At 54.9% G+C, this 19,164-nt stretch carries 23 protein-coding genes and 3 pseudogenes; 21 read left to right on the top strand and 5 right to left on the bottom strand.

Features of this window, described 5'->3' with window-relative positions:
• The 9 genes and pseudogenes from ASH01S_RS15475 to ASH01S_RS15435 all read left to right on the top strand — a co-directional run.
• The coding region (locus ASH01S_RS15475) for a histidine phosphatase family protein (protein ID WP_083517252.1) at window positions 1-283 on the top strand (283 nt) is incomplete at its 5' end.
• Window positions 284-395: 112 nt separating this feature from the next.
• Window positions 396-971 (top strand): class I SAM-dependent methyltransferase, encoded by a 576-nt coding sequence (locus ASH01S_RS15470; protein WP_083517250.1) that lies wholly within the window; start codon window positions 396-398, stop codon window positions 969-971.
• Between the two features lie 87 nt (window positions 972-1,058).
• Window positions 1,059-1,391, top strand: a complete 333-nt coding sequence (locus ASH01S_RS19730) for a GNAT family N-acetyltransferase (RefSeq protein WP_157067175.1) — start codon at window positions 1,059-1,061, stop codon at window positions 1,389-1,391.
• A gap of 96 nt (window positions 1,392-1,487) precedes the next feature.
• Window positions 1,488-2,399: a carbon-nitrogen hydrolase family protein gene (locus ASH01S_RS15460; RefSeq protein ID WP_067929343.1), complete on the top strand. Its 912-nt coding sequence runs from the start codon at window positions 1,488-1,490 to the stop codon at window positions 2,397-2,399.
• A gap of 125 nt (window positions 2,400-2,524) precedes the next feature.
• Window positions 2,525-3,379, top strand: coding sequence for a DMT family transporter (locus ASH01S_RS15455; protein ID WP_157067174.1), 855 nt, complete (start codon window positions 2,525-2,527; stop codon window positions 3,377-3,379).
• 160 nt (window positions 3,380-3,539) lie between these two features.
• Window positions 3,540-4,850 carry an APC family permease gene (locus ASH01S_RS15450; protein ID WP_067929341.1) on the top strand — a complete coding sequence of 437 codons (1,311 nt, stop codon included), beginning with the start codon at window positions 3,540-3,542 and terminating at the stop codon, window positions 4,848-4,850.
• Window positions 4,851-4,921: 71 nt separating this feature from the next.
• Window positions 4,922-5,452, top strand: a pseudogene (locus tag ASH01S_RS15445) (HAD family hydrolase); the annotation flags it as partial.
• Between the two features lie 18 nt (window positions 5,453-5,470).
• Window positions 5,471-5,863 carry a VOC family protein gene (locus ASH01S_RS15440; protein ID WP_067929347.1) on the top strand — a complete coding sequence of 131 codons (393 nt, stop codon included), beginning with the start codon at window positions 5,471-5,473 and terminating at the stop codon, window positions 5,861-5,863.
• Between the two features lie 45 nt (window positions 5,864-5,908).
• On the top strand, window positions 5,909-6,304 hold the full coding sequence (locus ASH01S_RS15435; RefSeq protein ID WP_373278587.1) for a GNAT family N-acetyltransferase: 396 nt from the start codon (window positions 5,909-5,911) through the stop codon (window positions 6,302-6,304).
• A gap of 22 nt (window positions 6,305-6,326) precedes the next feature.
• Here the strand turns inward: ASH01S_RS15435 and ASH01S_RS15430 are convergent, their stop codons facing one another.
• Window positions 6,327-6,845 carry a GNAT family N-acetyltransferase gene (locus ASH01S_RS15430; protein WP_067929340.1) on the bottom strand — a complete coding sequence of 173 codons (519 nt, stop codon included), beginning with the start codon at window positions 6,843-6,845 and terminating at the stop codon, window positions 6,327-6,329.
• A gap of 230 nt (window positions 6,846-7,075) precedes the next feature.
• On the opposite strand from ASH01S_RS15430, the gene ASH01S_RS15425 reads away from it, so the two are divergent.
• Together ASH01S_RS15425 and clpP are read left to right on the top strand one after the other, a co-directional pair.
• Window positions 7,076-7,798 (top strand): RNA polymerase sigma factor, encoded by a 723-nt coding sequence (locus ASH01S_RS15425; RefSeq protein ID WP_067929339.1) that lies wholly within the window; start codon window positions 7,076-7,078, stop codon window positions 7,796-7,798.
• 27 nt (window positions 7,799-7,825) lie between these two features.
• Window positions 7,826-8,404, top strand: coding sequence for an ATP-dependent Clp endopeptidase proteolytic subunit ClpP (gene clpP, locus ASH01S_RS15420; RefSeq protein ID WP_067929338.1), 579 nt, complete (start codon window positions 7,826-7,828; stop codon window positions 8,402-8,404).
• A 104-nt stretch (window positions 8,405-8,508) separates the two neighbouring features.
• Here clpP and ASH01S_RS15415 read toward each other — a convergent pair whose 3' ends face one another.
• Window positions 8,509-9,705, bottom strand: coding sequence for an SGNH/GDSL hydrolase family protein (locus tag ASH01S_RS15415; RefSeq protein WP_169794256.1), 1,197 nt, complete (start codon window positions 9,703-9,705; stop codon window positions 8,509-8,511).
• A 218-nt stretch (window positions 9,706-9,923) separates the two neighbouring features.
• Here ASH01S_RS15415 and ASH01S_RS15410 point away from each other — a divergent pair, with 218 nt between their 5' ends.
• The 5 genes from ASH01S_RS15410 (at window position 9,924) to ASH01S_RS15390 (ending at window position 13,140) form a co-directional block, all read left to right on the top strand.
• Window positions 9,924-10,577 (top strand): class I SAM-dependent methyltransferase, encoded by a 654-nt coding sequence (locus ASH01S_RS15410; protein ID WP_169794255.1) that lies wholly within the window; start codon window positions 9,924-9,926, stop codon window positions 10,575-10,577.
• Between the two features lie 541 nt (window positions 10,578-11,118).
• Window positions 11,119-11,658, top strand: a complete 540-nt coding sequence (locus tag ASH01S_RS15405; protein WP_067929335.1) for a DUF2268 domain-containing putative Zn-dependent protease — start codon at window positions 11,119-11,121, stop codon at window positions 11,656-11,658.
• Entirely contained in the window at window positions 11,659-12,105 is a 447-nt protein-coding gene (locus ASH01S_RS15400) for a GNAT family N-acetyltransferase (RefSeq protein WP_067929334.1), read from the top strand.
• Window positions 12,106-12,130: 25 nt separating this feature from the next.
• On the top strand, window positions 12,131-12,571 hold the full coding sequence (locus tag ASH01S_RS15395) for a 2-thiouracil desulfurase family protein (protein ID WP_067929333.1): 441 nt from the start codon (window positions 12,131-12,133) through the stop codon (window positions 12,569-12,571).
• Between the two features lie 17 nt (window positions 12,572-12,588).
• Complete coding sequence (locus ASH01S_RS15390) at window positions 12,589-13,140, top strand: GNAT family N-acetyltransferase (RefSeq protein ID WP_067929332.1); 552 nt, start codon at window positions 12,589-12,591, stop codon at window positions 13,138-13,140.
• A gap of 127 nt (window positions 13,141-13,267) precedes the next feature.
• On the opposite strand, the gene ASH01S_RS15385 is transcribed toward ASH01S_RS15390, so the two are convergent.
• Window positions 13,268-14,197 carry a LysR family transcriptional regulator gene (locus tag ASH01S_RS15385; RefSeq protein WP_067929331.1) on the bottom strand — a complete coding sequence of 310 codons (930 nt, stop codon included), beginning with the start codon at window positions 14,195-14,197 and terminating at the stop codon, window positions 13,268-13,270.
• A 110-nt stretch (window positions 14,198-14,307) separates the two neighbouring features.
• Here ASH01S_RS15385 and ASH01S_RS15380 point away from each other — a divergent pair, with 110 nt between their 5' ends.
• The 3 genes and pseudogenes from ASH01S_RS15380 to ASH01S_RS18055 all read left to right on the top strand — a co-directional run bounded on the left by ASH01S_RS15380 (window position 14,308) and on the right by ASH01S_RS18055 (window position 16,736).
• Window positions 14,308-15,627 (top strand): APC family permease, encoded by a 1,320-nt coding sequence (locus ASH01S_RS15380; protein ID WP_067929330.1) that lies wholly within the window; start codon window positions 14,308-14,310, stop codon window positions 15,625-15,627.
• Window positions 15,628-15,656: 29 nt separating this feature from the next.
• Window positions 15,657-16,199, top strand: a pseudogene (locus ASH01S_RS18975) (GNAT family N-acetyltransferase); the annotation flags it as partial.
• 72 nt (window positions 16,200-16,271) lie between these two features.
• Window positions 16,272-16,736 carry a VOC family protein gene (locus ASH01S_RS18055; RefSeq protein ID WP_373278588.1) on the top strand — a complete coding sequence of 155 codons (465 nt, stop codon included), beginning with the start codon at window positions 16,272-16,274 and terminating at the stop codon, window positions 16,734-16,736.
• Window positions 16,737-16,783: 47 nt separating this feature from the next.
• On the opposite strand, the gene ASH01S_RS15370 is transcribed toward ASH01S_RS18055, so the two are convergent.
• On the bottom strand, window positions 16,784-17,329 hold the full coding sequence (locus ASH01S_RS15370) for a methylated-DNA--[protein]-cysteine S-methyltransferase (protein ID WP_067929329.1): 546 nt from the start codon (window positions 17,327-17,329) through the stop codon (window positions 16,784-16,786).
• Entirely contained in the window at window positions 17,326-17,901 is a 576-nt protein-coding gene (locus ASH01S_RS15365) for a bifunctional transcriptional activator/DNA repair enzyme AdaA (RefSeq protein WP_067929328.1), read from the bottom strand. Before ASH01S_RS15365 ends, ASH01S_RS15370 begins: the two co-directional genes overlap by 4 nt.
• A 322-nt stretch (window positions 17,902-18,223) precedes the next feature.
• Here ASH01S_RS15365 and ASH01S_RS15360 point away from each other — a divergent pair, with 322 nt between their 5' ends.
• A complete protein-coding gene (locus tag ASH01S_RS15360) occupies window positions 18,224-18,742 on the top strand; it encodes a GNAT family N-acetyltransferase (protein WP_067929327.1) in 519 nt (172 codons plus the stop codon).
• A gap of 200 nt (window positions 18,743-18,942) precedes the next feature.
• A pseudogene (locus ASH01S_RS15355) lies at window positions 18,943-19,164 on the top strand (GNAT family N-acetyltransferase); the annotation flags it as partial.

The following is a 19,164-nucleotide window of genomic DNA, read 5'->3' as shown; positions in this document are numbered from 1 at the left end:
GCTATCATGTCTTCGACAGACGTTTGAGGATTTGGATTTGGCGTTCGTGGGAGGGGAGACGAGCCGGGAGGCGATGGACCGGGGGGTTCAATGCGTAAGCGAGGTCTTATCCCAGAATTATGAGAGGGTGGCTATTGTCACACATGGCAACTTGATGACTTTGTTATTGAAGCATTTTGATGGACGATTTGGGTTCGAAGAACGGTCACGGTTGACCAATCCGGACGTATTCGTTGTCACGATATCCGAGGACAAATCCAGTGTGGAACGCATCTGGAGCTAGTGGTGCGTGGGGTGCAACCAGCATCGATGAACGGGTCGGAAACTTAAAGTAGAGGGTGCTGAATATTGAGGTTTACGGTCAGTTTGAGGCGAATCTTGGGAGTGAATGAAAAGTGAACCGAGCAGAGGAGAGGTGGAACGAAAAATACAGTTGTAGAGGTTCCGTTGTGCTTCAGCCGGAGGACTTTCTCGTAAAGCGGAAGCACCTTTTACGTCCTGGATCGGTACTCGATGTCGCGTGTGGAGACGGCAGGCATTCAATTTATCTTGCCCAGAGGGGATTTGCGGTGACGGGCGTTGATTTTTCTGTCGAGGGCCTGAAGCGTCTGGCACATTTTGCTGCACAAGAGGGCCTATTTGTACAGACTTATCAGCGAGATTTAGACGAAGAAGGTACACTCTCTGATTTAGGGCGGTTTGACAACATTATTGTCATTCATTTCAAGCCATCGTTGCATACGTTTCAACAACTGTGCGGGATGTTGCGTCCAAATGGCATATTGCTCATGACTTCGTTCAATGCTCGGCAACACGCGGAAAGGAATTTCCCAAAGGACTACTGCTATGCGGAATGTGAGTTTATCCAGTTGAATAAGTCACTTGAACTGATGGAGTACGTATCCTATGAGGATGACCGTGGTTATTTCGACGGATACGTTTTTCAAAACCCATCGACACGATCTTGGTAAGATCCAGGGACGCCCGCACAACGAGGAATCGGCGGTCTCGGTGAACATCTGACGAGACGCGAATGCCGATATAATCGCTGGGCGGCTATGGGCAGACGTCAATCAGCTTTGAATGGTGCCGTGGATTGGTATCGGGATTCAGATACTCTCTTGTATTCAGAGGGGGATGAAACACGACCGTATGACCGAAAAACGGTGGAACGTATGTATCGCTATCTGAGTCAACATAGTGAACTTTATGTGATTGAAATTTGCGAGCAAAATGATGTCTGGAAGCCGATTGGCGACGTGAGCCTGTGCCGTGACATGATCCTCATCGTCATTGGAGTTCCGATGTATCGTGGTAAGGGGATCGGGAGGCGAGTGATTTCTCTATTGCTTGAGTACGCCAGAGGTCTTGGTGGAACGGACTTACTGTAAATAAGGTCTTGAGCTATAACGAACGAAGTCGACGCATGTTCGAATCACTCGGTTTTTAATGCTAGGAACTCTAGGAACGAAGTGGAGGTAAATTTCATGGCTGTCCTGCGTATTGCTCTGCTCCAACTAAAACCCGAATCATTGGATGAGATCGCCAATCTTCAACGGGCGGAGCTAGCATGCCGAACAGCCAAGGAGCGCGGCGCAGACATTGCACTCTTCCCAGAGATGTGGAATATCGGATATACGTTCCCTTTTCCCGAGGCGGACCGTGACCCATGGCGACCTGACAAGGAGGCGGAGCGCCAAGCATGGAGGGCGCGGGCAGTTGATGAGCAGCACCCGTACGTTCAACATTTTTTCAATCTGGCTGCTGAGCTTGAGATGGCCATCGCGATCACGTACCTGGAACGTTGGCCAGGTGCTCCACGCAATACGATGCTCCTGATTGACCGGTATGGAAGGCCTGCGCACAAGTACGCAAAAGTACATACGTGCGACTTCTCCATGGAAGCGCTGATCACGCCGGGGGAGGAATTTCCTGTTTGCGAACTCGACACCGCTGCCGGCAAGGTTGCCGTGGGTGCCATGATCTGCTATGACCGCGAATTTCCTGAAAGCGCACGCATTCTGATGCTCAATGGGGCCGAGATCATTCTCGTTCCGAACGCTTGTGACATGAACGACGTCCGGTTGCGTCAATTGTCTGTCCGGGCGTTTGAAAACATGGTTGGCGTGGCGATGGCCAACTATGTTGGACCAGGATGGGGACGGTCCGCGGCGTACCATCCTTGCGTGTTCACCGAGAACGGTCGAGTGACGGATTCCACCGTGGTGGAGGCGGATGAGTCGGAGGGCGTGTGGATTGCGGAGTTTGATTTGGACGCCCTGCGGAGATACCGGGAGCGGGAGACATGGGGGAATGCCTATCGCAAGCCCAGTGCCTACGGAAGACTGGTGGACACACATGTGCAGCCGCCCTTTCTCCGAAAGGATGCCAGGCGTTGAAGTATTGGTCTCGGCCATGAAACGTCCATTCCGTAGCGCCCATATACCCTGAACAGTTTCCACCAGGACCTGGTATTCGTCCAGTGCACACCGTTTCGGTCCGTGAAGCGAGGGGACTCATTTTGTTGGCTGTCGCGATTTTCTTTGTCATCACGTCCGGGCTGCTGCATGCGGTCTGGAACCTCTTTGCCAAACAGAGCCTCAACAAGGTCGTGTTCCTCTGGTCCCTGCAGTGGGTGGCCGTGGTGGTCTATCTTCCGTGGGCCGTTAGGGCCATTTGGCATCACGCGGTGCCTTGGAAGGGCTGGCTGTTTCTCGGCATCACCTCCGCACTGCATGGCTTGTATGTGATTCTGCTCTCCCAAACGTACCACATCGGTGACTTGTCCCAGGTGTATCCCCTGATGCGCGGCATCAGTCCGCTGCTTGTCCCGCTCATTGGGGTGTTCGTTCTCGGGGAACGATTGTCGGGTATGGGGTGGCTGGGCGTGGGTTGTGTGGTGGGCGGCATGTGGATGCTGGGCCAGTGGCGGGTGGCTGGTAGAACGAATGGATCCCGACTTGCTAAGCAGGCCACATGGGTTGCGCTGGCGGTTGGATGTTGCATCACCATGTACACCACATTCGATAAAGTCACGTTGCATTACATTCCAGCTGTCACGCTGAACGATGCAAGCAACTTGGGGAACCTCATAGCCCTCTCGTGGATGGCGATCAAGTCCGGCGCCGTCACGACCGAGTGGAAGGCCAACTGGCGAACCATCCTTCTTGGCGGCATCATGTCTCCAGGTGGATATCTGTTGTTTCTGGTGGCACTTCGTATTCTTCCGCTGGCGCAGCTTGCGCCCATGCGCGAGATCGGGATCGTCTTCGGAACCGTTCTTGGCATCTTGGTGCTGAAAGAAGCCCAGGGTCGTCGCCGCATCCTCGCGGCGGGGGTGATTACGCTGGGCGTTATTCTTCTGGGGATCTCAGGGTGATTCGGCCTGCAACAGGATGAAACCTGGGACGAAAGATGCGGATTTGACAGCAAGATGCTGAAAGCCAGCTCGAACCAAGACGTGGTATATCAAGGATGCAACCGCGTCGTACCGGAACAGAAGTGCGCAAACACCAAGCTGACGGGTATCGGGAGGTTCGATGTCTAGTACAATGAAAAACTCGATTTCGGTGTGGCAGGGGATTGCACTCTATGTCGGTGCTGTCATTGGCTCGGGCATCCTGATTCTGCCCGGCATGACCGCCGGGATTGCGGGAGCGAATGCCTTGTTTTCCTGGGGCGGAATGATTGTGCTCAGCATTCCCCTTGCATACACCTTTGCGTTTCTGGCGAGGGAGTATCCCAGCGCTGGCGGGGTCTCGACATTTGTCGAGAAGGCTTTTGGCCGTCACGCTGGGGCACTCATCGGTTGGTTTTACTTCATCGCGGCTTCCGCTGGACAGTTTATCGTGCCATTGACCGGGGGCGTCTACGTGACGTATGCCTTTCATCTGCCAAGTCTGGTGGCTTTCCTCATTGCGGCAGTGGTGCTCCTTGGGGCCGTCATCGGCAACTTTCTTGGACTACGGACGAGCGGGAAGGTGCAGCTAAGTACGAGCGGGCTCATCGTCGTGGTGCTGCTGGCCACCATTGTGTTGGCCATTCCGTCCATGCACGCCAGTGCCTTCTCCACGCACGCTTCGGGGTCCGCGCTCCAATCCATCGGCAGGGCGGCTATGCTTATCTTCTGGTCGTTTTTTGGATGGGAGGCGATTGCGAGCCTGGCACCCGAGTTTCATCATTCTGAACGGGATGTGACGCGCGCCACGTGGGGTGCAGTGGTGATTGTAGGCGTGCTGTATTTCGGGATCGCATTGGCGGTGATTGGCACGCACTCGTATGCCACCGGACACCAATCGATGGCGCAGGCGATGAACAATGCTTCCTTGGCCGAGGTCCTGGCGAACACCATTGGGGGAAGTGGAGCTGTAGTGACGGCCGTACTTGCACTTGTCATCTGTCTGGGCACCACGAACGCGTTTGTCGCCAGTATCAGCCGCCTGGCCTATTCGTTGTCGCATGAAGGGTTGGCTCCGGCTTGGTTCGATCACGTCAACGAACAAAGGTCCACGCCGCAAAGGGCGGTACTGTTGGTGGGTGCGCTGGCTGGGGTTGGGCTCGTCGTCACCTATGTGTTCAACCTGAGCATGAGTCAGCTGGTGTACATCCCGAATTCGCTTGGCATTGCCACATACATTCTCGGCACGGCGGCCGGGGTGCGCTTGCTCCGAGCGTGGATTGGCAAGGTGTGCGCGGGCGTCGCTTGCGCCCTCTGCTTGATCGCGTACCCGTTTGTTGGGACATTCATCCAGATCCCGTTGGTGGTGGCGGCATTGTGCATCGGGTACCTGCTGTGGAGGACCAGGCAGGAAAGGCGCAAACACAGAACGGGCAGGACCGAAGCTGTATGAGTCGAATAATACCAGTGGCAGTCGTTGCATAGATTTGTGCGGATCCAAGAATTGAAGGAGGGGGGCTGCCTGTGCTGCGATTGGTCATTTGGGATCTCGGCGACACACTGACCACACCGCCTCCGGATGGGCAGGACAAGAAGCCTCTGCACGAGTATCCAGAAATCAGTCTGCGTCCGGGGGTTCCTGAGGTGCTTCGGACGCTTCAAGAGCAAGGCTATCGCTAGGCGGTCCTCAGCAACACGGCGGTGAGCGACAGCGACAGCGCCCGGCGCATGCTCAAGAGGCTGGGCATCGAGCCGTACTTTGACTCCATCCATGCCACGGCCTCCGAGCTCGATCCGTCCATTCCCGGCAAGCCAGATCCGGTCGTGTTTCAAAGGGTCCTGGAGACGCTGAGCATTACCCCGGACGAGGCGGTGATGGTAGGGAACACTTGGGACTCGGACATCCTGGGTGCCAACCGAAGTGGAATACACGCCATCTGGTTACAGAATCCTGAGGTCTGTGTGCGGCAAAATTTTTCTGCACCGGTTGTGACACCGCCCTTTATTCTGCCGGTCTGGGATGTGCAAAAAGTTCCAGAAGCTGTAGCGGTTCTAGCGTCGGATTGGGGGACTATCCCTCGCACTCGAGACTTCAGCCACGTCACCGTCAATGTGTCGGATTTGAACAAGTCGCTCGATTTTTACGTGGGTCAATTGGAGATGCGATTGGTGCACCGGGGGCGACGGGACGCTTATCTGGAGTGGGGGACCGCGTGGGTCTGTCTGCAGGAGCGGCCGGAACTTGCGTCCCAGCGGTCGCAGCTTGGCGTCGATCATGTGGCTTTTTACATTCAGCCAGTGGCCTTTCATGAAGCGGTGGAGATGTTGCGAAGAGCCAACGTTCCGATTGTCCGGGGACCGGTGGAGCGTGGCGGGGGATGGACCGTGAATTTTCTCGATCCCGATGGCACGCAGCTGGAGTTGCACACGGGGACGCTGGCGGGGCGGATGAAGGTGTGGGCGTGAAAGGGTTAAATGGGTTAGACAGCGAGGCTATCTGCAAATCATGAAGTGTCTGCGCAGACGATGGAGGAACGCATAGAGTTCGTATCGAACAGCGCTTTCGATTCTTTATACGTTTGTCACGAGGACCAAAAGGTATTGGGTCTGCTCGGGTTCCGTATTCGTGAGAATTTGGAGGAGTCAAGTCGCTATGGCGAGGTATCTCTGATTGTAGTGGACCAAGGGGCAAGACGCCAAGGGGTAGGTCGGTTTTTGATGGACTTTGCGGAGAAGCTCGCTCGGGATCAGGGCTGTATCGGGACTTGGTTGGTAAGCGGCTTTGGCCGGGAAGAAGAGGCCCATCACTTTTACAAGGCTCTCGGGTATGAGATCACAGGATATCGCTTTGTGAAGAAGTTCGGATTCACACCCGAAAATGAACATGTGTCCCCCTTTCTTTCATAGGTTGCCGTCGGATTTGCGTAGATCACCACCACGAGGCATAGACCACATGCTCGTCGGTATCTAGATCTGGGCGTCGAGGGAGTCCAACCCGTTCTGCCACCTGCAGCGCTGGTAGGTTGGTCGGGCGTGTGCGTACGACAACCGGTAAGTCCGGCAGGTGAATGTCGGCGAGTCTGATGGCCTCCCTGGCTACTTCGGTCGCATGCCCCTTGCCCCAAGCATCGGGTGCAAATCGATAATACAGGTTCAATACGGATCGCCCGGACCATTTCATCACGCGGACTCCTCCGACGCCGATGACCCGTGGGTTGCGCAGTGTGGATACGCACCAATAGCCGATTCCATTGACCGACCAATCGTCTATCCACTGAGAGATGCATTCTTGGGCTTCCGCCATGTCCGTCATCGGGCCGGCAGGGTTGTGTCGATTGGTGACCGGATCGCCGTGAATGACGAACACAGACGCTGCATCGCCGGGACGCGGCATGCGAAGGATGAGCCTGTCCGTTCGAACGAGAGCCAAGCGGGATGTCGTACTCATGTGACCTCCATGTTGTCTCGGTAGAATTCGCCGTCAGTCGCGACTCATGCCGTGGCGGTGCACATATGGCTTGGCGCGGCAGGGACCATTCAGCTTTGCCTATCACCCATCATTATCGTGGTTTCTTCCTCCAGCATCAACGATGAGGATCGTTTCACACTTGCATACACGCGTATCCTTTTGGCCCTCTCCATCGTTTATTAAATGTCAGCGGAAGGGAGGGCGATGAAGTGAAGAACCATGTCCCGATGTCCTCGTCTGGACAACCGGAGTCGAGTGTCTGTGGAGACTTGTCGGCTGTGCGTGACCACTTGCTCCGCTATTGCGAGTGCCTGAGCGGTTCCCGTCAGGAGGCCGAAGACGTAGCGCAGGCCACGTTGCTCAAAGCGCTCCCAGTTCTCCAGGGGAAGTCGCATCCAAACATGTTGGCGCTGTTGCGCCGGATCGCGAAAAATACCTGGATTGACCACGTTCGCAAACAGAGAAAATGTCACCCGCTCGATCCCGCGCAACTGTCAGCCCTGTGCGGATCCATGCCGCCGGAGGAGCATGTGGGAGTGGAAGCGGCCTTGCAAGTGCTGATACAGAGGCTGACTCCCAAGCAACGAGCCGTATTTCTCCTGTGCACCGTTTTTCAATATGCGGACAGGGAAGCTGCGGAACTGCTCGGCATGACCCGGGGCGCTGTGAAAGCGATGCTGCACCGGGCGAAACGGCGATTGGCTTCGGTGACGAAGATGCAACCTGCAACAGACCACGATGTGCAGAAAGAGGTTCTGCAAGCGTATGTTGCGGCGTTTCATGCGGCGGACACTGCAGCGCTCATCCAGCTGTGCCTAGGTGACGCGTTCGATCCGGTGCCGGCGACGAGCAAGGTGTTGATATCCGCCCGGAGGCCGGCGGTTTCGAGTACTTCAAACGGTCTGATCCCGATGTCCGTCTTGGCGGCGTAATGGACCAGTCCAAAGGAGGCATGCTCTATGGGATTGATTCCCTACGTGGTGGAACAAACCAGCCGAGGTGAACGGAGTTATGACATCTACTCACGTCTGTTGAAGGATCGGATTGTATTCGTGGGTTCCGCCATTGATGATCAGCTGGCCAACTCGGTCGTGGCGCAATTGCTGTTCCTCGCAGCGGATGATCCGAGCAAAGACATTCACATGTACATCCACAGCCCGGGTGGTTCGGTCACGGCCGGGTTCGCCATCTACGATACCATGCAGCACATCAAGCCGGACGTTTGGACCATTTGTGTGGGGATGGCCGCCAGCTTCGGTGCGGTTCTGCTTACGGCAGGCGCCAAGGGCAAACGATTTGCGCTTGCGAACAGCGAGGTCATGATTCATCAGCCGCTTGGTGGAGCGAGCGGTCAGGCATCGGACATTAAGATTCATGCGGATTGGATGCTGAAAACGCGCGAGAAAGTCAATCAAATTTTGGCCAAGCACACGGGACAGACGGTGCAACGGATAGCGGCGGATACGGACCGGGATCGGTTCATGAGTGCGGAGGAAGCGAAAGCCTATGGCCTGATTGACAATGTGATTGTTCAATAAGGTGTGCGACAGGATGGGCGACCGCGTGCATCGCGCGCCCCGAGCTGAATCTAGGGCCCGACCAGCCTGAGACGGGGTCGGGCCGAGCGTATGAAGCCACAACGTTATCTATGATGGAAGAGCGACAGGTTAACAGCGTTGGCCATAGCTTCGTATCCCGCGTCGTTCGGATGAAGATGGTCTCCGGAGTCGTAAGCAGGCAAGAGACGCTGTGGGTCTTGCGGATCCTGTACGGCTTTATCCCAATCGATTACACCGTCAAACGCACCGCTCGTACGAATCCAATCATTCACGGCTTCCCGCGTGCTTTCATTGGTTGGACTGTAAAACCCAGATCCCTCAAAAGGTTGTAGGGTTGCCCCAAAAACCTTGATGCCTCGTTGATGGCATTGTTGGATAATCTGCTTATAAGCATCGATGATTTGAGCGGCACTTTTATGCGCTTGGATGTCATTATTCGCCTCGAACAGGATGACGTCTGTCACCTTCGTTTGATCCAAGACATCCCGTTCCAGGCGGTTCAGCGCACTCTGGCCGCTTCCGGCCGTGTCACTGAGCAATTGGTTTCCAGGGATCCCTTCGTTCAAAACGGATTTCCTCAGCCCTACGGGTTCTCGATTGATTCTATCTGCCAGGTAATCGGAGACACGGTGGTTTGCGTTTACAGTGGAACCCGTGCCGTTGGCGGCGGAGGCACCCAGTAAGACGATGGCCCCACGCTCCGACGGATTTTGGACATCTACGCCGTCTAGCCAAAACCAGGAGTTGACTTGGCCGGAGAAGGCCTGGCCGCTGCTTTCCGACGCATAATTGCCTGTGCTGGAAATATAGCTGGTTTGGAGGGAATCGGGATGCCAGGTCGTCGGACCGGTCTGTCCGGTAACATAGATGCTGATGGTCAAATCATGGTAATGTGTAACCGGGAATGATACGGGATCGCTCAGTAACTCTTGGCCCACAGGAATCGTTGCGGAGCGGGCACCGCCAAACGTCACTCTGTGGTTGGTCCCAGGGATCACTTGAGCCCCCGTTCCCGTGTATCCAACGTAAACATCGCTTAGGGTGAGCGGATTGCTCCCAAACGTGTTGGAGAAACGAAGCCGTATGGCTTTTCCGTTCGCATGAGGGTGTACAATGATTCGAATGGTCTGGTTATCGAACCCCGTGTAAGAAATACCACTGCTCGACGGGGCTTGTGGGCTGGCAGACCATGTTCCCACCCAATGTTTGTTGTTTGCATACCGAACTGTGTCCGCTTGAACAGGCAGCGCTGCGCTGAACAAAAGCGATGTCGTTGTCATGGCACTGACAACTAGTCCTGGCTTCATGGATCTGACCTTGAAATATCTACGCATTAGGAATGACACCTCGTCTCGCGATGGTGTACAAAAAAGAAACACTACAACAAGGGTTGCGGTGTCTCTGGCAGTCCAGTCGACAAATTTGATGTGAATACTCGTATTTATATTTATGCACATCGTAAGAAGAAGGAGCAATGAAATTTATGGATAATCAAAAAATGAGGGTAAAATCATACTGGGACAACAGATATAGCCGCGGGCGGATTTGGGGCGACTCGCCCTGCCCGTCCGCCATCATGGCGAGTGAGCATTTCCGGCGAGTGGGCGTGAAAAGCGTACTGGTGCCCGGATGCGGATACGGGCGGAACAGTGTGTTCCTGGCAGGCCAGGGTCTGCAGGTAACTGCGTTTGACGTTTCCGACGTCGCCATACAGCTGGCCATGGAACAAGCCAGGGAGCGGTCAGCCGATATCGAATATACGGTGGGTGATATTTTCGATGAAACTTTTCTCGTCGGAAGGCAGTTTGAAGGTGTGTATCTGTCGAATGTGCTACACCTCTTTCTGGCGCGGCAACGAGAGCAACTTCTGCGCCGCATGACCGCCGTGCTGAAACCTGGCGGCATCCTCACCTTCTCCTGTATATCGGTACATGACACAAACAATTATGGAATCGGTGTGGAAATGGAACCGAACACGTTCGAGAAACACGCAGGGAAGCCTCTGCACTTCTTCGATGAGAATGAGATTCAGTCGATGTTGGAGGCCGATTACAAAATTTTGGAGTGCGAGCTTCACGTTCAAACCGAATCCGACCCAGGCGGCGATGTCGAAGATTTGCGGTTGTGGTTTGTGGCAGCGCAAAAACGCTAGGGTGTGTACCATCTAAGGTCGGTCTTTGATATGAAGGATTTGCGAACTGAAGATCAACAAGAACGACGGGGTGTGGGAGCATCACAACATTTACAGCATTATACGCGAAACTTGGTCGGACTGCCCAGTATCAGGGGATCAGCACATAGGTATGGTGAATGCGACGTGTTTCTTCGAGGCGACGCATCCGTATTTGTGTACGTGATTGATGACAAGCATCTTGTCATTCCAGAGCGACCCGGGAATCGTCGAATGGATTCGCTTGGCAGCCAGACTCATGGCCCAGTTCAGAAAATTGCCGAGTCCGGCCAAAATATTGGCGGATCACGCTAGGTTGCCAGGAATGAACGTTGACAAGGTGGCTGATTCGCTGGCGGAGAGTTATACGAAACGTTTGTACTGACATTGTCTACTTTTCGAGTGGGGGATATTTTTCCGCTTATGTGAGGCTCTGGACGACCGAGGTAGATTCGAGTCCACCATCGTTTCTATGACCGACTAACTACTCAAGCGCCTTGAGTATGAAGCGGACGGTCAAGAGGTGTACGTCATTGTTGGTCTTGATTGTACCAACATTTACGCCACAGACTTCGAAGGTTGCCCAGTGACGGTGCTTTGTTTAGAAGCGACAAATGGGGATTTCAAGGAAATTGAATTGTTGTTGGCTCATGAGGTGCATCACTGGAAGCGGCAAAGTTCACTTCCCCAAAACATTTTTGATTCTGGCGTTCATGAACGTTGTGTCACAGAAGGACTGGCGATCCGTTTTTCTGAGGAGGTTCAACCAGGCCGTCCCGTTAACGAGTATTGTTTTGTTCCTTACCACACGGTGTCCTGGGTTCAATCGCATATGGACGAGATAAGCACATGGATACAGACGATTGATCCAGGTGACAACGACGCCATGTCTGCTCTTTTCTCACGTCACCCTGAGAAGATCCCGATGTCCGGGATGCCGCCAAGAACCGGGTATGTCTATGGGTATCTACTCGTAACAGCGTTTCAAAATCATGTCGGGAAAGATGCCGCCGAGTTGGCCGATGCTGATTGCGAGTTCGTGTTGGGAAGGGTGAGGAGATAAATGGTCGAATATGTAAGCTTCGAAAAGTACCCGGGCAAACCGTATGACAGTGGCATGTGTCGTCTGCACGACAGCATTTTCACAGAGCAAGATTCAGACACCATTTCCATGGAGCTGCAAAGGAAATCACGGTTTCTCATTCTTTTAGCCGTAAACCAAGGTGAAGTTGTAGGTTACAAAGTCGGATATGAAGATCGGACGCAACGGTTTTACAGTTGGCTCGGTGGTGTCTATCCAGAATACCGTGGGCGGGGCATTGCATCGGAATTGATGCGCAGACAGCATGAGTGGTGCCGCGAGCGAGGATACAGGGTCATTCGAACGCAAACCAAAAACAAGTGGCGAGATATGCTGATTCTCAATCTGCGTCATGGGTTCGACATCGTTGGGACATATACGGACGAGAAGGGGGAACCGAAGATCATCTTGGAAAAGAAGTTGAGGTAAATGGTGAGCGGGAGAGGATCAATTCATGAAAGTGGTCAGTGCATGTCTGGCGGGATGCAAATGCCGGTATGATCACAGGGCAGCCACAAGGCAGGATATTGAGGCATGGGTCCAATCAGGTGACGCCATTCCCGTTTGCCCAGAGCAAATGGGCGGTTTGCCGACTCCGAGAAATCCGGCGGAAATTGTGGGCGGAGATGGATTCGACGTTCTCGACGGACGAGCCAAGGTGATGGACTCTCAGGGAAACGATGTCACAGATGAATTCATTCGAGGGGCGCGGGAAGCGCTGCGGATTGCGCAAATGGTGCAGGCCAAAGAAGCAGTCCTGAAAGCGAAGAGTCCGTCTTGCGGGAGCACGCGAATCTACGACGGATCCTTTTCCGGCAAGACAAAGGACGGTGTGGGCGTGACTGCAGCGCTGTTCATTCGCAACGGGATATCGGTGTCACAAGAAGAGGAATAATTTGCGAGGGATGTTCAGTGGCTGTTTTCCTGCAATCTGAAGTTATAACCATACGGAATACAAAACCGCAAGACCTCGATTTCGTCTTGCGACTGGAGAGTGACGAAGACAACGCTCGTTTCATTATACCCTGGTCCAGGGCCGAGCACGAAAGGGTCCTGGCAGATGCAGATATGGCACATCTTGTGATTGAGACAACTGATGACCATGGACGGATTGGGTACATGATCTTAGCAGGGGTACAGAACGAGAACCGCAGTGTCGAATTGGTGCGAATCGTCATAGCCGAGAAGGGTTTTGGTTATGGATCCGAGGCGATTCGACTCGTGCAAAGGTGGGCTTTCATGGAATTGGGAGCCCATCGTCTGTGGTTGGATGTCAAGGAACATAACATTCGGGCGCAGCATGTGTATCGCGCGTTGGGGTTCGTAGTGGAGGGTGTCCTCAGAGAGTGTCTTCGAGGAGCGCACGGTTACGAATCTCTTGTCGTGATGTCGATTTTGGAACAAGAATACCGAGACAGGCAACACGAACTGGAATCACTTCCAGGGATTTACGATGATGCATAAGTGGGTGGGTACACCCTGTCCGTGTTACCTTGGCAAGCTGGACGGTCGATTCCTAGAGGTATAGGGCTAGGCTATAGCAGATCCCGGCATCAGCACTCATCACCGGCTCATCAGTTTGTCACGTGGCTCAGCGGTCCAGTACCGTTTCATGGCTTTCATCAGCTGATTTGTACGTATCAAGCAGCAGTTCCTTGGTCAAATCCATGAAAGCTCTTTGCGCAGGCGTCAACCACTTGTTCCTTCGCCAGCACATTTGGGTCACCACAGCAAATTGGGGACCGTTCCACGTAAGCGGCTGCAACAGGCCGCTTTCCATCTCTGCTTTCACGGCCATCTCGGGTAACAGCGTCACCCCGAGGCCCGCCATGGTAAACTGCTTTATCGCCTCTATGCTGGCAAATTCAATTTTGGGATTGACGGATCCGGCCGTAGACAACGCCTGCTCCCACATCGTGCGGTAGCTGCAGCCTGGTTCCGTCACCAGGATGGTCTCACCGTCAAGGTCATGAGGTTCCACGCCCTGTTTCTCAGCGAGGCGGTGATGGGGGCAGACCAGGACGAGCATCGGTTCCGATCTCAGTGTCTCAAAGCTAAGCCTATCGTCACGGCAACATTCTTCCAACGTAAATGCGAGGTCTAAATGCCCCTGAGCCACCTGTTTGCGCAGGTCGGCACAGATGCTGGTACGAAACACGAGCTCCACTTGCGGGTAGCGAGCCCGAAACGCCATGAATACCGGTGCCAGCCGATAGGTGCATAGGCTCTCGACTGCCCCAATGGTGAGCGTACCTCGTGGCTCTGGATTTCCCGGGACGGCTCTGTATGCCTCTTCGGTCAGTCGCAAGATGTCATCGGCGTACTTCAACAGACGCACTCCCGCCTCCGTAAGGCGAATACGCTTGCCGATCCGCTCGATGAGCTGCACCCCAAATTCGTGTTCCAAAGTCTGGATCTGAGTTGTCACGCTGGATTGAGCGTAGCTCAGTCGTTCCGCCGTCCGCGTGTAACTCAGCTCTTCCGCCAGGATCTTGAACGTCCGAAGATGCCTAAGTTCCATGGGAATCACTCCTATCGATCCAATCGATAAACCGTATCTGAACTATCGTATGACAAGATAATACCACGACGCTAAGGTGGATAGGGAAGACAGACGATAGGAGGCATTCCATGAGCGATTCGCAGCTGCTTCGAAGGCGTCTCACGTGGGTGCAGGGCAGCGCCCTTGCGGTTGGAGCCGTGCTGGGCTCTGGTGTTCTCATCTTGCCGGCCATGACCGCACGACAAGCCGGTCCGGCGTCCATCTTGGCATGGGTTTTTGTTTCTCTTCTCTCCTTTCCTGTCGCCTGGGTAGTCGGGACCTTGGGAGCGAAATATCCCCATGCCGGCGGAATGGTCGAGTATGCCCGTTTGGCATTCGGACCTACAACAGGCCGAATCACAGCCTGGCTATGCCTGGGGACCATCCCGATTGGCGTGCCTATCATTGCTTTGGTCGGGGCTGATTACGTAGCCGAGGTCTGCGGATTTCCTGAAGGGGCCACACCCGCTTTGGCCGCTCTCATGCTAGGGGCTTCCTTGTACTTGCATCGGAGGGGAATTGAGTTGGCAGCATGGACACAAGTGATGTTTCTTGGGATGATTGTCTTGTTGATGCTCACGGCCATTCTGGCAGCGGCTCCGCACGCAAAAGCGGCCAACTTTCATCCGCTGGCTCCCCACGGCGTTCGACCGATATTCTCGTCCGCGGTGGAGATCTTCTGGTGTTACGTGGGATGGGAGATGATTGTCCACTTGGCTGAGGAGTTTCGAAACCCCGAACGAGACTTGCGACGGACATTCATGACAGCGCCGCTTCTGGTGGCCGGGTTGTATGTGGCCTTGTCCGTCGTGACGATTGGTACGCACGCATACGGAACAGAAGACATGGCCGCCCCGCTGAGCCAACTGGTGGCGGTGGGATTGGGACAATTCGGCAGCGTCGTGACTGGGGTGGCGGCGCTCCTGATCACGATGGTGGCTATCCACGGCAATGTGGGCGGCTTTTCCCGAATGGTATACAGTCAGGCGCGAGATGGAGTGTTTCCTTCCATCTGTGCTCGGCTGCATCCTCGGTTCCACACACCTGCCATCGTTCTGTACGCTCTGGGTGTTGACTTTGCCGTAGTGCTGACGATCTATACGGCTTGTCATGCGGGCGTGGGTGCGCTCCTCCCGTGGCCGAGCGTCACATTTTTGGCTCTGTACATGATTTCCATGGCGTCCGCGTTGCGACTGTTAGGTCGCTCCCAGCCTGGCGCAAGGGTCATGGCAGGGATTGCACTTGTGAGTAGCGCGGGATTGTATCCATTCAGTGGATGGGCATGCATGTATCCTGTAGTTCTGGGGCTGATGGGCTGGGTGGCCTCTCGCAGAGGCTTGAAGAATGAAAGAGAAGGAAGGTCCTATCAGCCAACAAACTTTCAACGCAAGAGGGGGAATTCGTCGTGACCGGCCACGCAAGGCGGACGACAACGTACTTGGCCGACGGAGATATCACGATCCGCTCGCTTGAAGACCGTGACTTCGAGACCTTATGGCGGTTCATATACGGAGAACCGGATCCGCAATGGAAAAAGTGGGATGCGCCGTATTTTCCCCTTGAACATCAAGATTTGGAGCCGTTTTGTGACGAGCTTAGACAGCAGGTGCTCAGTGACGACGTGGTGCCGTCACGGTGCGCCCTCACCGTATCCGGCAAGTTGGTCGGCACGGTTTCTTATTATTGGGAGCACAAGCCGTCGAACTGGCTGGAAGTGGGGATTGTCATTTACGATTCGGCCTATTGGAACGGAGGTATTGGCACACGGGCGCTTCGGCTGTGGATAGATTACCTGTTTGAGTCGATGCCGTCGCTGCCGAGGATTGGGCTGACTACGTGGTCGGGCAATCAACGAATGATGCGGTGCGCGGAGAAACTCGGCATGAAACTGGAAGGGCGTTTGCGCAAGTGCAGGTATTACAACGGTCATTATTATGATTCCATTCGCATGGGAATACTCCGTGAAGAATGGCAGCACCTCGCCTCACTTTCGCATTCATCTCCGGCAGGACGCGTCATATCGCCCATAGACTACGGTGGCCTGTTGCATCACGTGGAAATCAATGTGTCCAATCTCGAGTGCTCGGCTGAATTTTGGGGATGGTTTCTCGGCCTTCTTGGATACCAACCCTATCAGGTATGGGAAGGTGGGCGGAGCTGGCGATTGGGCGAGACTTATCTCGTGTTTGTTCAAGTCGCGGACCCATACAAGGAGCCATCTTTCCATCGGCGCCGTGTAGGGCTGAATCACCTGGCGTTTCATGCCGCATCCCGTGCCCAGGTTGACCAAATCACGCATGATCTCCGGGCACGTGGGGTACGCATCTTGTATGAGGATCGTCATCCCTACGCGGGAGGGACGAATCATTATGCGGTATTTTTCGAGGATCCAGACCGAATCAAGGTCGAGGTCGTGGCGCCGGAGCATGAGCTCGGTGTGTGCATGGGGCCTGCACAATGTACTTTTCGGAATGATGGATTCAGGCACCGCAATCGGGTGCAGACAACACCAGAATGAGGGCCTGCCGGGTAAATATACATACGGGGCCAAGGCCGCCGACACATTCAGTCGCAGGCTGATCCACCTTCACCGACAGGCGTGATGCTTTCCAACCGCAGCAACTTGGCTTTCATGTCCGTCCCACCCCGGTAGCCGGTGAGCGATCCGTTCTTGCCAATGACCCGGTGGCAGGGGATGACGATGGGGATGGGATTGGCCCTGTTTGCCGCTGCCACGGCCCGCACGGCGGTGGGCCGCCCAATCTTGACAGCCAGCTCGGAATAGCTCCACGTGGTCCCAAACGGAATGGCCAACAGTGCACGCCAGACTTGCACCTGAAACGGCGTGCCTGTGAGAACCAGCGGGAAGGAGAACTTCTGCCTGCGGCCCGTCAAATACTGCTCAATCTGCGTCCGATAGGTTGCCAATTTCCTCTCGTCATGCACCAAGGCCGCATCCGGAACATGCGTTGTCAACCAACGTTTCAAAGTGGCCAACGTTTCGTTGGGCAATGTGATGCGGCACAATCCTTTCTCTGTGGCTGCCAGGTGAAAGGTCCAGTCACGGTGCTGCAGCGTGTCCCAATACACCACGTTCGATAGAAGGTTCATCGCGCGACCTCCTGTTCCGCCTGACTTCTCACATGGAGAGCTCGGTAGCGGCTAGGACTGCACCCGACGATTCGCCGAAAGGTGGTTGAGAAGTGTGAAGAACTCCGAAATCCCACCGCCAGAGCGATATCCGTGATAGGGCGACCGCATTCCGTCGCAAGTGCCTTTTTTGCGGCCTCCACCCGGGTCTGGAGGAGGTATGCTGCCGGGGGCGTTCCAGCCACCCGACGAAACACCCGGTGCAAATGGTATGGGCTGACGGCGAGTTCGCGCGCGATGTCGCCCAGCTTCAGCGGAGCAGAGTAGAGTCGGTCCATGACCCTTTTCGCGCACTCGACCAACGCCTCGTCGGGGCCAAGCGGGTCCTCATCTGGGCGGCAACGCTTGCAGGGGCGGAACCCAGCCGCGATGGCATCGTCGACGCTTGTAAAAATGCGGACATTTTCCGGACGCGGCGTGCGCGATCGGCAGGATGGCCGGCAAAAGACCCGGGTTGTGACCACACCGTAGAAAAATTGCCCGTCGAACGTGGGTTCACACCGCACAATCGCCCGCCAGAGCGACTCGTCCATGCTTCTCACCTCTCCATCACTATATCGCCAAATGCGTGCGGCCGAAACGATGGAGGAATATGAGCGCAAAATTCCGCAATCCGTCCACAAGATGTGAGGAATGGCCGGGGCCTTTTCGCGATCCCGTTTGGGGCATGCGGCCGCGCGGTCCAGAGCAGGTAACCAGCCATGTCGGTCGACATGGTGTAGGGATGGAACTGGTCCAAGACGCGACATTGGGGGTGCAACGGCGTGGGAGGGAAACAGGAGGCCATGATAGAATTTATAGACGGCGCAACGCGTTCAGTGAGTTTTGAATACACGTGCAGGAAGAGGGATTCGTGTGCAATTGCGCAACATCCGCGAACAGGACTACGGGCCCATCATCAGCGTGATCGATCATTGGTGGGGAGGCCGGCGTATGGCCGATATGCTTCCCAGACTCTTCTTCCAACACTTTCAGGATACGAGTTTTGTCGTGGAGGAAAACGGTCGGATTATCGCGTTCTTGGTTGGCTTTGTGTCCCAATCCCAACCTGAGCAGGCGTACATACATTTTGTCGGTGTCCATCCCGAGTTTCGCCAGCGCGGGTTGGCTTGTCAACTCTACGACAGGTTTTTTGCAGTCGTGCGGGAGCGTGGTTGCCGAGAGGTGCGATGCATCACATCTCCAGCAAACCAATCTTCCATCGCGTTTCACACGGCCATGGGATTTGAGATAGAACCAGGCGACGCCGAAGTAGACGGGGTCCAGGTTACAACGGATTACGACGGCCGAGGTGGAGACCGTGTCCGGTTTGTCCGGAAAGTCGGATGTGCAGCCGGGGAATCTGCCCATTTAGGAGACATATGCGTGCCATAGTGGTATGAATGTTTCGCGGTCCGGGTTTGCAAAGTGGAGCGGGCATACAACTTTCAGCGGTGAAGGACCGGTTATGGTCACCGGATCGTAAAACCCGGGCCTGATGGATGGCGTCATGGGTGACCCTGTGTGCGAGCTGCAAACAACCGTGAAACGGTGCAGATTTTCACATTTTGAAAACCAAGTCGAGAGTGTCGGTCGTGGATACCGCCATCATCATGGAAATGGAGCATGCGTACAAGCGTTCATTTGCGAACACCAAGGAGCAGGACTGGGGTTATTTATACTGGAATGAGAACAATCCCTCGCATTGGGATGCAAACCATGCTTGGGTGCTGAAGGTCCCTGAAGACCATGGCGCCGCCCGCGAGCAGGTTGAGCAGTTTTATGAAGCGAAGGGAATTGCTCCTCGTTTCTACATA

This window comes from Alicyclobacillus shizuokensis NBRC 103103, assembly GCF_001552255.1.
Lineage (GTDB): Bacteria > Bacillota > Bacilli > Alicyclobacillales > Alicyclobacillaceae > Alicyclobacillus_G > Alicyclobacillus_G shizuokensis.
The sequence above is the reverse complement of the archived record's forward strand: the minus strand, read 5'-3'. Positions and strand labels throughout refer to the sequence as shown.

Excerpts from the sequence above, each read along its gene's own strand:
- ASH01S_RS15430 (WP_067929340.1), bottom strand. The coding sequence starts at position 6,845 with ATGAGTACGACATCCCGCTTGGCTCTCGTTCGAACGGACAGGCTCATC.
- ASH01S_RS15460 (WP_067929343.1), top strand. The coding sequence starts at position 1,488 with ATGGCTGTCCTGCGTATTGCTCTGCTCCAACTAAAACCCGAATCATTG.
- clpP (WP_067929338.1), top strand. The coding sequence starts at position 7,826 with ATGGGATTGATTCCCTACGTGGTGGAACAAACCAGCCGAGGTGAACGG.
- ASH01S_RS15385 (WP_067929331.1), bottom strand. The coding sequence starts at position 14,197 with ATGGAACTTAGGCATCTTCGGACGTTCAAGATCCTGGCGGAAGAGCTG.
- ASH01S_RS15365 (WP_067929328.1), bottom strand. The coding sequence starts at position 17,901 with ATGGACGAGTCGCTCTGGCGGGCGATTGTGCGGTGTGAACCCACGTTC.
- ASH01S_RS15400 (WP_067929334.1), top strand. The coding sequence starts at position 11,659 with ATGGTCGAATATGTAAGCTTCGAAAAGTACCCGGGCAAACCGTATGAC.
- ASH01S_RS15395 (WP_067929333.1), top strand. The coding sequence starts at position 12,131 with ATGAAAGTGGTCAGTGCATGTCTGGCGGGATGCAAATGCCGGTATGAT.
- ASH01S_RS15415 (WP_169794256.1), bottom strand. The coding sequence starts at position 9,705 with ATGACAACGACATCGCTTTTGTTCAGCGCAGCGCTGCCTGTTCAAGCG.
- ASH01S_RS15450 (WP_067929341.1), top strand. The coding sequence starts at position 3,540 with ATGTCTAGTACAATGAAAAACTCGATTTCGGTGTGGCAGGGGATTGCA.
- ASH01S_RS15370 (WP_067929329.1), bottom strand. The coding sequence starts at position 17,329 with ATGAACCTTCTATCGAACGTGGTGTATTGGGACACGCTGCAGCACCGT.
- ASH01S_RS19730 (WP_157067175.1), top strand. The coding sequence starts at position 1,059 with ATGGGCAGACGTCAATCAGCTTTGAATGGTGCCGTGGATTGGTATCGG.
- ASH01S_RS15380 (WP_067929330.1), top strand. The coding sequence starts at position 14,308 with ATGAGCGATTCGCAGCTGCTTCGAAGGCGTCTCACGTGGGTGCAGGGC.
- ASH01S_RS15410 (WP_169794255.1), top strand. The coding sequence starts at position 9,924 with ATGAGGGTAAAATCATACTGGGACAACAGATATAGCCGCGGGCGGATT.